This is a genomic window from Streptomyces sp. WAC06614 (assembly GCF_003949795.1).
Taxonomy (GTDB): Bacteria; Actinomycetota; Actinomycetes; order Streptomycetales; family Streptomycetaceae; genus Streptomyces.
Map to the genome: position 1 here is coordinate 22,100 of NZ_RPRY01000047.1, position 10,413 is coordinate 32,512.

Consider the following 10,413-nt stretch of genomic DNA (forward strand, 5'->3'; position numbering starts at 1 on the left):
GCCCTCCTCGGCTGGGACCGGCCCGGCAACGGCCTCGGCGCCCGGGTCCCGACCCTGCGCGACCGGCTGCCGGCGGACCTCCGCGAGGGCCCGCGCGGGCCGGACATCAAGCCCTTCCGCCACCTGGGCGTGCACCCCGCGCTCATCCGGAGCATGGGGCCGCGACTGGCAGCAGGGCGCGGCCGCGCGACGCGCGGGCGCCGCCTGACACCCCGCAGACGCCTGACGCGGACCGGCGCGGGCTAGGGCGGGCCGGGGCGGGTCAGCGACTGGCCGCCGATGGTGGGTGCGCCGCCCAGTTGGGTCTGCCACCAGGCGGCGGCCGTACGGGGGGTCAGGGTCGGCCAGTCGGGGGTGCGTTCGACCTGGGCCCGGCCCAGGCGGCGGGCCAGGGCCACCATGTCGTGGCCCACGGGCCCCCGGGCGGCCTGGTAGGCGCGCGTCAGGTCGGGCCAGGAGGCGGCGCCGCGCCAGGCGGCCTCGAACGCGCAGGCGTCCTGGAGGGCCTTGGCCGCGCCGGCGGTGTTGTGCGGACGCACCACGGTGGCGGCGTCCCCGGCGAGGAGGAGCCGCCCGGCGGCGGTCCGCTCGACCTGGAGGTCGTAGATCGGCTGGACGAACGTGTCCTCGGGGGCGGTCAGCCCGAGCACCCGCGCCCAGTACGGCGGGAACTCCCGGTCGAGGAGTTCGGCCAGCCGCCCGGCGAGTTCCGGCGTGAGCGAGCCCGGTGGGAAGCTCGTCGGGTCGTCGAAGCGGAGGGTGCCGTCCTGCGGGGGCGCGGCGTAGAGGACCCAGTTCACCCGGGTGCCCTCGGGGCCCGGGATGCGGTAGACGACACAGCTGCCGCCGGGGAAGCAGACGGTGGTGACCGAGTCCGGCGGCCAGAGCTCGTCGGGGCGGCCCCCTGCGAGACCGTCCAGGAGGCGCGCGTCGAAGTTGCCGCGCCAGCAGACGTAGCCCGCGTAGTGCGGGTGGGAGCCGGGGCTGAGGGCCTCACGGACCACGGAGCGGTAGCCGTCGGCGCCGACGACCAGGTCGTAGGGGGCCGTGGAGCCGTCCGCCGTGCTCACCACCGCCCGGTCGCCGCCGGAGGCGGGGGGGCCGGCCGGATCCGTGACCGCCGAGACCGCGGTGACCGCCGCGCCCTGCCGGTAGACGACCGAGGCCGGGGTCGCCTCCCGCAGGCCCTGCCAGAGCAGGCCCCAGTGGTAGGAGTGGAAGGGGAACGGCTGGTCCCAGAACAGCTTGCCGAGCGGCTCCGCGGCGCCGTCCCGGGTCACCCAGCGGCGCCGGGTCAGCCGGTGGGCGGCGATCCCGCCGGGCAGCGTGCCGAGGGCCGCGAGCTCGGCGGCCCGGTCGTCGTGGATGCACAGTCCGACCCCGCGGTCGGCCAGCCGGCCGCCGGTCCGTTCCAGCACCACGACCTCGTCCGCCCCGGCCCGCGCCGCCACCGAGGCGAACGCGCACCCCGCGATGCTCCCGCCGACCACCGCGACCGCTCCGACCGGCATCGCCGCTCCTCTCCCCCGTCCGGGCGCCTCGTCGTGCCGCGTCCGGGTGTCGTCCTCGTGCCGGCGCCTGCGGGCGCCGCGCCCATCCTGGCCGACCCGGCCGCCCGGGACCGGTCACCGGTCCGACTTTGGCCGACGATGACGCCCGAAAGCATGGGAAAGGACCAGGAATTGACGGTTCGGCCGCGGGGGCGGCCCGGCGGCCCGGGCAGCGGCGGCAGCGGCGGTCACCGCTGCGACAGCTCCGAGGGTGCCTCCTGGACCGTCCAGCCGTTGCCGTCCGGGTCCTCGAAGGTCATGAACGAGTTCCACGTGTCGCCCTTGCCGTCCGCCCACCCCGTGGCCCCCACGTGCCGGACCGGCGAGACCTCCACACCCCGGCCGACCAGCTCCGCGCGGGCCGCCTCGATGTCGGTCACGCAGAGCTGGAGGCCGTGCAGGGTGCCCGGATCCATCGCACGGGTGCCGGGCATCGGCGGCATGCCCGAGATCAGGGCCACGGAGCACCGCGAGCCGGGCGGGGTGAGCTGGATGATCCGCACGCCGGGGGCCACCTCGTCGTCGAGGTCGACGGTGAAGCCGATCCGGTCGGCGTAGAACTCCTTCGCCCGGTCCAGGTCGGTGACGGGGAGCGGGACGACTTCGAGCGTCCAGTTCATGGCGGGCCTCCTCGGCCTCCTCGGGACGGGCCGGGGGCTGCGGCCGCGGCCCCCGGCCCGTCCACGGTCCCGCACCCCGTGGCCGCCGCGCAGCCGAAACGCCGGAGGGCCCGCGGCAGCCGCGTACGCCCCCCGTGCCCCCACGCCCCCTGGAGATCCGGCACCGGGAGAGCGATGATGATGGGCACAGCCGTACGAATGATCGCGGAGTCGGGTCCGCATTCCTTCGGGGAGGGACGGCCGGACATGAGCGATGCCCGTGATGCGCGCCTGCACCTCGCACCGCCGCACCCTGCACCACCGCACGCCGACACGTCGCACCCCGCACCACCGCACGACGCACCGCTGTACCTGGAACCGCGGCTCGCGCCCGGCCCGGCGGCCCTGCTGCGGTCCGGGGGCCGGCTGCACGAGCTCGTGGACGCGCTCGGCTCCCCGCTGAACGTGGTCCTGCCCGGGCAGCTCGCGCACAACCTCGCGGAGTTCGGCGCGGTCCTGCGCCGTCACCACCTCTCGGGGCGGATCTACCTCGCCCACAAGGCCACCGGCTCCAGCGCCCTGGTCCGGCAGCTCGCGGTCACGCAGGCCGGGATCGACGCCGCCTCGCTCGGCGAGCTCCAGCACGCGCTGGGCGCCGGGTTCACCCCCGACCGGGTCATGGCGACCGGGCCGAAGGACCCCGCGTTCCTCTGGCTCGCCGCCCGGGCCGGGGTCACCGTCCACCTGGACGGGCCGGCCGAACTGGAGGCGGCGGCCCGGCTGGTGCGCACCTACGGTCTGCCGCGGCTGCCGGTGGTGCTGCGGCTGGCGGAGTTCGAGACCTCCGGTCCCCGGACCCTCTCCCGTCGCAGCCGCTTCGGCACCGCCGTCAAGGCGCTCGGCCCGCTGCTGGACCTGCTCGGCCGGCACCGGGAGGCGCTGGACCCGGTCGGGGTCGGCTACCACCTGGACACCACCAGCGCCGACGAGAAGGCCGTGGCCCTGGAGGGCTGCCTGCGGGCCGTCGAGGAGCTGCGGTTACGGGACTTCGCACCGCGCGCCGTCGACGTCGGGGGCGGCTTCGGCGTCAGCTACCTGGCCCGGGCCGACCAGTGGGAGCGGTACACCACCGCCCTGACCGAGGCCGTGCTCGGCCGCCGTCCGCCGATGACCTGGGGCGGGCACGGCTACGGGCTGCGCGTGGAGCACGACACGCTCAAGGGGGCCCTCGCCCTCTACCCGGCCCACCGCCCGGTCGCCGGGGCCGCGTACCTGGACGAGCTGCTGCGGCGGCCCGCGCCGTCGCTGGGCCGCCCGTTGGGCACGCTGCTGCTGGAGGGCCTGTGCGACCTGTACGCCGAACCGGGCCGGGCCCTGGTCGACCAGTGCGGGCTCACCCTGGGCCGGGTGCTGGAGGTACGGGAGGACGTGGCCGGCGGGCCGCCTCAGGTCCGGCTCGCGCTGAACGCCGGTGACGTCGGCCTGGAGGAGCACGGGGTCCTCGTCGACCCGGTGCTGCTCCCCCGTGCCCCGGACGCACCGCCCACCGGCCCCGGCCCGGGCCCCGGTCCCGTCGGTGTGCACCTGATGGGCAACCTGTGCCTGGAGGCCGACCTGATCACCCGCCGGATCGTGCTGCTGCCGCGGCCGCCCCGCCCGGGCGATCTCCTGGCCTTCCCCAACACGGCCGGGTACTGCATGGACTTCACCGCCACCCGGGCCCAACGGCACCCGCCGGCCCGCCGGATCGCCGTCGGAGAGGAGGGCGACACCTGGCGCTGGTGCCTCGACGAGCAGTACTGGCCGGTCACTTCAGACGGGGGAACGTGAAGCATGAGGTACGACAGCATCACCGAGGCCATCGGCAACACCCCACTGGTGCGGATCGATCCGGAGGTGCACGGGCTGCGGAACATCGATCTCTACGCCAAGCTGGAGATGCTCAACCCGTTCGGCTCCCTCAAGGACCGGGCCGCCTGGAACATGGTGCGCGACCGGCTGGCCGGCGCGGCGGACCGGGGCGAGACGGTGGTCGAGCTGTCCAGCGGGAACACCGCCAAGGCCCTGGCGCTGATCGCGGGCCTGCACGGGCTGCCGTTCAAGAGCGTCACCAACCGGATGCGGGTCCCCGAGATCAAGGACCTGCTGCTCCTGCTGGGCGCGGAGATCGAGGAACTGCCCGGCCAGAGCGAGTGCCTGGACCCGACCGACACCTCCGACCCGCTGACCGTCTTCCACCAGCGGCTGAGCGCCCCCGGCAGCGGCGCGTACCTCCACACGGACCAGTACTTCAACCCGCTGAACGCCGAGGCCCACGAGCACGGCACCGGCCCGGAGATCATCGCCGACCTCGACGGCCGCGCCCCGGACTACTTCGTGGCCTGCGTCGGCACCGCCGGCTCCTCGACCGGCGTCGCCCGCGCCCTGCGCGCGCACGACCCCTCGGTGCGGCTGATCGGCCTGGTCGGCGCCAAGGCGGACTTCGTCCCCGGCATCCGGACGGCGGACGAGGTGCAGGAGGTGGGCCTGTTCGACCCGGCGGCGTACGACACGGTCGAGGTGGTGAGCTCGGACGAGGCCCTCGACGGGATGCTGGTCCTGCTGCGCCGCTGCGGGCTGCTGTCCGGTCCCACGGGCGGGGCCGCGTACTTCGGCGCCGTACGCCATCTGCAGGAGCTGGACCCCACTTTGACGGAGCGCCGGACGGCGGTGTTCGTCGTGTGCGACCGGGCCGAGAGCTATCTCGGCTACGTCCGCGGCCGCCGCCCCGACCTGCTGGGCCGCCCCGCCGCGCCCAACGCGGTGACCACCGTCACCGCGGCGGAACTGGCCGCCGCGCGGACCGTGGACGTGGACGAGGCGCGCAAGTGGATCGGGACGGGCCATCCCCTGGTGGTCGACCTGCGCGGCCCCTTCGCGTTCGCCGCGCTGCACATCGACGGCTCGGTCAACATCGTGGACGAGCTGTTCGAGGAGCTCGTCCGGGGCGGGCTGCCGTTCAGCGCCGGCCGGCCGGTGCTGCTGGCCTGCCCGGTCGGCGAGAAGTCCCTGCGGTACGCGGCCCTGCTGACCCGGATGGGGCATCCGGACGTCCGGAGCCTGGCGGGCGGGATCATCGCCTGGCGCGACGCGGGCGCACCGCTGGTGCGTGACTGACATGACCACCGACCCCTGGGCCGACCTGCGGGAGCTGGCCGCCTGGCAGCGTCCGCTGCGCGCCCGTTTCCCGATCGTGGCCGAGCGGCCCGACCCGGCCTATCTCGACAGCGCCGCGACCTCGCAGAAGCCGTGGGAGGTCCTGGACGCCGTGCGGACGTACCTCACCACCACCAACGCCAACTCCGCCCGGGGCTCGTACCCGTGGGCGAACGCGACGACCGCGCTGGTCGAGGGCGGACGGGAGCGGATCAAGCGCTTCCTGGGCGACCCGGAGCCGGAGCGGTCCTCGGTGCACTTCACCAGCGGGGCCTCGGAGGGCCTGCGGACGGTGGCCCGGGACTGGCTGCCGGCCCTGCTGGCGGACGGCGACGAGATCGTGGTCCCGTTCGGCGACCACCAGGCCAATCTGCTGCCCTGGCTGGAGGCCCGCGACCTGCTGGGCCGGCAGGGCGTGCGGATCGCCGTACGGGAGCTGCCGTACCAGGCGGGCTCGGGGGACTACGATCCGGGGGCCCTGGCCCGGGCGGTCGGGCCGCGCACCCGGTTCGTGGCGGCGACCCATGTGCACCACGTGTACGGCGCCGACATGAACGTGCACCGGATCCGCGAGGTGGTCGGCCCGGACGTGGTCATCTGCCTGGACGCCGCGCAGAGCGTGGGCCACCAGCCGGTGTCCCTGGCCGAACTGGACGTGGACTTCCTGGTCTTCTCCGGCCACAAGGCGCTCGCCCTGCCCGGCACGGGCGCCGTGTGGGCCCGTGGCCGGCGCGGGCCCGCCTTCACGCCCGGGGGCTGGCGGGGCACCCCCCACACGGTGGGCGTGGCGAGCCTGACGGCCGCGCTGGACTGGCTGGACGACGCCGGGGTGGACCGGATCCACCGCTGGACCCGGGCCCTGGCGGCGGTCCTCACCGACGGGCTGAGCCGGATGCCGGCGTACGAGGTGCTGGGGTGCGCGACGAGCCTGGCGGCGGACTCGCCGGTCCAGCGGCGCGGCAGCATCGTGACGTTCCGGCACCACGGGATCGGCGCGCAGGACCTGGGGTTCATCCTGTTCAGCGAGGGATTCATGGTGCGGTCCGACGACCAGTGCCAGGCCGGGCGGAGTGTACGGGACTCCTCGGTGCGGGTCAGCCTCCACGTCTACAACACACCCGAAGAGATGCAGGCGTTGCTGGTGGCGCTCGCCAAGCTGCAATGATTTTCACTATGGGTTCAGGGGTGAGTGCCACCACGGCTGCGCGCTGGGTGGAGCGCTGGGAGTGCCAGCAGCAGCGGTACGCGGTCGACCGCGAGGAACGGTGCACGGTCATCGCGGACGTGGTCGAGCACGCCGGTCGGGGCCGGTCCGGGCAGGTGGTCGTGGACCTGGGCAGCGGGCCGGGCGCGCTGGCCGCCCGGCTGGCCGCGCGGCTGCCCGGGGCCCGGGTGCTCGCCGTCGACGCCGATCCGCTGCTGCTGGAACTGGGCCGGGCCTACTACGGCGACGGGGACCGGCTGCGGTTCGTGCGCGCGCTGATCGGGGCGCCGGGGTGGCGGGAGGCGCTGGGGCTGGACCGGCAGGTGGACGCGGTGGTCTCCACCACCGCCCTGCACTACCTGGGCCGGGACGCGCTGGGCGGGGTGTACCGGGACCTGGCCGGTCTGCTGCGGCCCGGCGGGGTGTTCGTCAACGGCGACCACATCGGGCCCGACGCGCCGCGGATCCGTGACCTCGCGCTGGACGTGGCCCGCCGGCACGCCGACCGCAGCCTGGACGCGCTGCACGAGGACTGGGAGTCCTGGTGGTCGGGGGCGGCCGAGGACCCCGAGCTGGCCCCGTTCCTGTCCTGCCCGGACACACCCGGGCACCCGCCCTGCGAGGACCCCGACCTGCCGGTCTCCGGCCATGCCGCGCTGCTGCACGAGGCCGGGTTCGCCCAGGTGGGCACGGTCTGGCAGCACGGCACCAGCCGGGTGCTGGTCGCCGTACGGTGACCCGGGGGCGGGCCGCGATGGTCGCCGTACGGTGACGCGGGGGCGGGCCGCGACGGGCCCGCCGCCCTGGCTGCCGCAGCCCTCACGACGCCAGGTGGCCGCCGAGGCGGTTGTAGCGGTCCACCCGGTCGACGACGATCACCGCCACGTCGTCGGCCAGCCGGCCCCGGGTGTGGGCCAGCAGCCTACGGCGCAGTCCTTCCAGGAACTCCTCCCGGGGCCGGTCGCCCATCGCGGCCATGGCCTCGGGCAGCTCGAAGAACTCCTTGGCGCTGTCGCGGGCCTCGATCACCCCGTCGGTGTGCAGGAGCAGCCGGTCCCCGGGGGCGAACGCGTACCTCTCGGGCGGGGCGGAGGGACCGGTCAGGAAGTCCTCCAGGCCGAGCGGCGGCAGCGGGCTGTCCGGTGCCAGCTCCTGGACCCGGCCGTCGCGCAGCACCAGGGGTGCCGGGTGGCCCCGGTTGATCACCTCGATGGTGTGCCCGTCGGGGACCTGGACCACCACCGCGGTCACGAACCCCTCCAGCAGCGCGTCCCCGTCCCCGCTCGTGGTCCCGGACAGGACGGCGTCCCGGCGCAGGGCCTCGCCGCAGTGGCCGACGACCTCCGCCAGGTCGGTCTCGTAGTGCACGGCCTCCCGGAAGGCGCCCAGGACCACGGCCGCCGCGCGGACGGCGGGCAGTCCCTTGCCCCGGACGTCCCCGACGATCATGCGGACCCCGTACCGGGTCTGGACGGCCTCGTAGAGGTCGCCGCCGATCTGTGCGCCCGTCTCGGCCGCCAGGTACATGCTGGCCGCGCGGAGCGGGCCGAGGCGGCCCGGAACCGGCCGGAGCAGCACCTCCTGGGCGGCCGCGGCGATCCGGCGGACCTGGTTGAGCTCGGTCTCGCGGCGGGTGCGCACGGCCCGGCTCATCAGGTAGCTCGCCACGGCCACCAGGAAGAGGGCCAGGAAGTTGGTGTACACCTGCTGGGAGCCCCAGGCCTGGTTCCAGGTGGCAGTGGTGATGCTGACGGCGACGGCCAGCGCGGTGGCGGCGAGGACGCCCCGGGGGCCGGTGGTCAGCGCGGCCAGGGCCGGTGTGGATACCAGCAGGGGCCCGGTGTAGATCACGTGGGCGGGCGTGAGCTCGATGACGAGGACGATCAGGGCGATCGCGAAGGGCACGCACTCCGCGAGCGCGAACAGGAACTGGTGCCGTCCGCCTCCGCCGTCTCCTGCCCGGGAAGGCCGGAGCAGGTACGCCGGGCCGCCGGGCTGGTGCGTACCGGCACCACGGTGGCGCTGGGGCTGCCCTGGAACACCCGGCCGGCACCCGACAACGCCCGGCCGGCCCTGCACCACATGACCGACCTGGGTGACGTGGAGCCGCCGGAGCCGGCCACGTACAAGGACTTCCTCGGGGTGGACTACCACGGCAAGGGCGTGACCCACCTCGACGCGCTGGCGCACGTCGCCTACCGGGGGCGGCTCTACGACGGCCGCCCGGCCGGGGAGGCGGTGGGCGCCGCGGGCGCCCGGTTCGGTGCGGTGGCCGCGCTCGGACCGCTGGTCACCCGGGGGGTGCTCCTCGACCTGCCCGCCGTGCTCGGCGTCGACTGGCTGGAGCCGGGGCGGGCGGTCACGGCCGCGGACGTCCGGGCGGCCGAACGGGCCCTCGGCGCGGCGGCCGGCGAGGGCACTGCGGTGCTGCTGCGCTCCGGCCGGTTCGCGCGCCGCGCCGCGCTCGGCCCCTGGGACCTGGACGCCGCGAGCGCCGGGTTCCACCTGGACGCCCTGCCGCTGCTGGCCGAGCGCGGGATCAGCCTGCTGGGGTCCGACGGGGACAGCGACGTCCGGCCCTCACCGGTCGAGGGCGTGCACTCGCCCGTGCACGCCCTGGCGGTGGCGGCCCTGGGGGTGCCGCTGCTGGACAACCTGGAGCTGGAGGCGCTGTCCGCGGCGTGCGCCGGGGCGGGGCGCTACGAGTTCCTGCTGGTGGTGTCCCCGCTGAAGGTGCCGGGCGGAACGGGGTCGCCGGTGGCTCCCGTCGCGGTGCTCTGACGCTGTCGCACACCCCCACCCCAACGAACCACCCGGAATATACTCAAAATGGACTGATTCAGTGCGCAACCATCCCGGCACGGCCCGTGGCCCGGGAAGGGGAAGTGATGCAGATGGGGGTCTGGGGAGAGCGGCTCGGCCCCGCGCGCTCCCGCGAGCGGTTCCTGCTGGGCGAGCCGGTGGAGGGCGGCGTACGCGGGTCCATCCTGCACTCGTGGGAACGGTGCCGACTGCTCGGGCTCTCCCCGGACCAGGCCGAGCTCCCGTACACCGAGGACTACGACCCCGACTCCCGGCTGGTGCACGCCGCCGGGCCCGTGCTCGACCGGCTGGCGGCCCGATTCGCGGGCAGCCGGCTGAACATCTGCCTGGCCGACGCCAACGGCACCGTGCTGGAACGCCGGTTCGGCGAACCCTCCCTGGCCCGGAAGCTGCCGCCCATCCAGACCGTGCCGGGCTTCGTCTTCGCCGAGCGGGTCGCCGGGACCAACGGCATCGGCCTCGCGCTGGCCGAGCGTCGGCTGATCCGGGTGTACGGCGCCGAGCACTTCGCGGAGCGCTCCCAGACCAACGCCTGCGCCGCCACCCCGGTCCGCGACCAGCTCAGCGGCGAGATCGTCGGGGTGCTCTGCTTCGGGTACCCGCGCGACGACGACGATCCGGCCCTGGCCGTGCACGTGCGGCGGGCGGCCGAGAGCATCGAGCGGCGGCTGATGGAACTGAGCTCGGCGCGCGAGCGCGGGCTCCTGCACACCTACCTGCACACCTGTCTGGACGCCGCCCGGCAGGCCGGCCCCGGCGGCCCGGCCGGCGGGAACGGGCAGGGGCCCGGGCCGGTGGGGCTGGACGAGCTGGCCCACGGGCGGACGCTGGACCCGCACGACGAGACGATCCTCAAGGAGAAGGCGGCCGAGCTGATCGGCTCCCCCCAGCGCTCCGCCGTCGAGGTGGCCCTTGCCCACGGCCGCGGGGTCACCCTCCTGAGCCACTCCGTCACCAGCCCGGCCGGGGTGGCCGGCGTGGTCGTGGAGGCCGTGCTCACCGGTGAGACCTCCCCCGCCGTGCATTCGCTCGCCACCGCCCG

At 75.3% G+C, this 10,413-nt stretch carries 9 protein-coding genes; 6 read left to right on the forward strand and 3 right to left on the reverse strand.

Going from position 1 to position 10,413, the window contains the following annotated elements; genetic code table 11:
• Positions 1 to 242 precede the first annotated feature (242 nt).
• Positions 243 to 1,511, reverse strand: a complete 1,269-nt coding sequence (locus EF918_RS09575) for an FAD-dependent monooxygenase (protein ID WP_125643740.1) — start codon at positions 1,509 to 1,511, stop codon at positions 243 to 245.
• 227 nt (positions 1,512 to 1,738) lie between these two features.
• On the reverse strand, positions 1,739 to 2,170 hold the full coding sequence (locus tag EF918_RS09580) for a VOC family protein (protein WP_125643742.1): 432 nt from the start codon (positions 2,168 to 2,170) through the stop codon (positions 1,739 to 1,741).
• A gap of 246 nt (positions 2,171 to 2,416) precedes the next feature.
• Between EF918_RS09580 and EF918_RS09585 the strand changes: the two genes are divergently transcribed.
• From EF918_RS09585 to EF918_RS09600, 4 genes are read left to right on the forward strand one after another with little or no spacing between them, the layout of a single operon-like run.
• The gene (locus tag EF918_RS09585; protein ID WP_125643744.1) at positions 2,417 to 3,979 is read left to right on the forward strand and encodes a Y4yA family PLP-dependent enzyme; all 1,563 of its coding nucleotides are present in this window, start codon (positions 2,417 to 2,419) and stop codon (positions 3,977 to 3,979) included.
• Positions 3,980 to 3,982: 3 nt separating this feature from the next.
• Positions 3,983 to 5,305 carry a pyridoxal-phosphate dependent enzyme gene (locus EF918_RS09590; protein WP_125643746.1) on the forward strand — a complete coding sequence of 441 codons (1,323 nt, stop codon included), beginning with the start codon at positions 3,983 to 3,985 and terminating at the stop codon, positions 5,303 to 5,305.
• A 1-nt stretch (position 5,306) separates the two neighbouring features.
• A complete protein-coding gene (locus EF918_RS09595) occupies positions 5,307 to 6,509 on the forward strand; it encodes an aminotransferase class V-fold PLP-dependent enzyme (RefSeq protein ID WP_125643757.1) in 1,203 nt (400 codons plus the stop codon).
• Between the two features lie 8 nt (positions 6,510 to 6,517).
• Positions 6,518 to 7,285 carry a trans-aconitate 2-methyltransferase gene (locus tag EF918_RS09600; RefSeq protein ID WP_125643748.1) on the forward strand — a complete coding sequence of 256 codons (768 nt, stop codon included), beginning with the start codon at positions 6,518 to 6,520 and terminating at the stop codon, positions 7,283 to 7,285.
• An 82-nt stretch (positions 7,286 to 7,367) separates the two neighbouring features.
• On the opposite strand, the gene EF918_RS09605 is transcribed toward EF918_RS09600, so the two are convergent.
• Complete coding sequence (locus EF918_RS09605) at positions 7,368 to 8,453, reverse strand: PP2C family protein-serine/threonine phosphatase (protein WP_125643750.1); 1,086 nt, start codon at positions 8,451 to 8,453, stop codon at positions 7,368 to 7,370.
• Between the two features lie 27 nt (positions 8,454 to 8,480).
• Between EF918_RS09605 and EF918_RS09610 the strand changes: the two genes are divergently transcribed.
• Positions 8,481 to 9,329: a cyclase family protein gene (locus tag EF918_RS09610; protein WP_260610015.1), complete on the forward strand. Its 849-nt coding sequence runs from the start codon at positions 8,481 to 8,483 to the stop codon at positions 9,327 to 9,329.
• Between the two features lie 113 nt (positions 9,330 to 9,442).
• Positions 9,443 to 10,413 (forward strand): GAF domain-containing protein (locus EF918_RS09615; protein ID WP_125643759.1); only part of this gene is annotated, 971 nt, incomplete at its 3' end.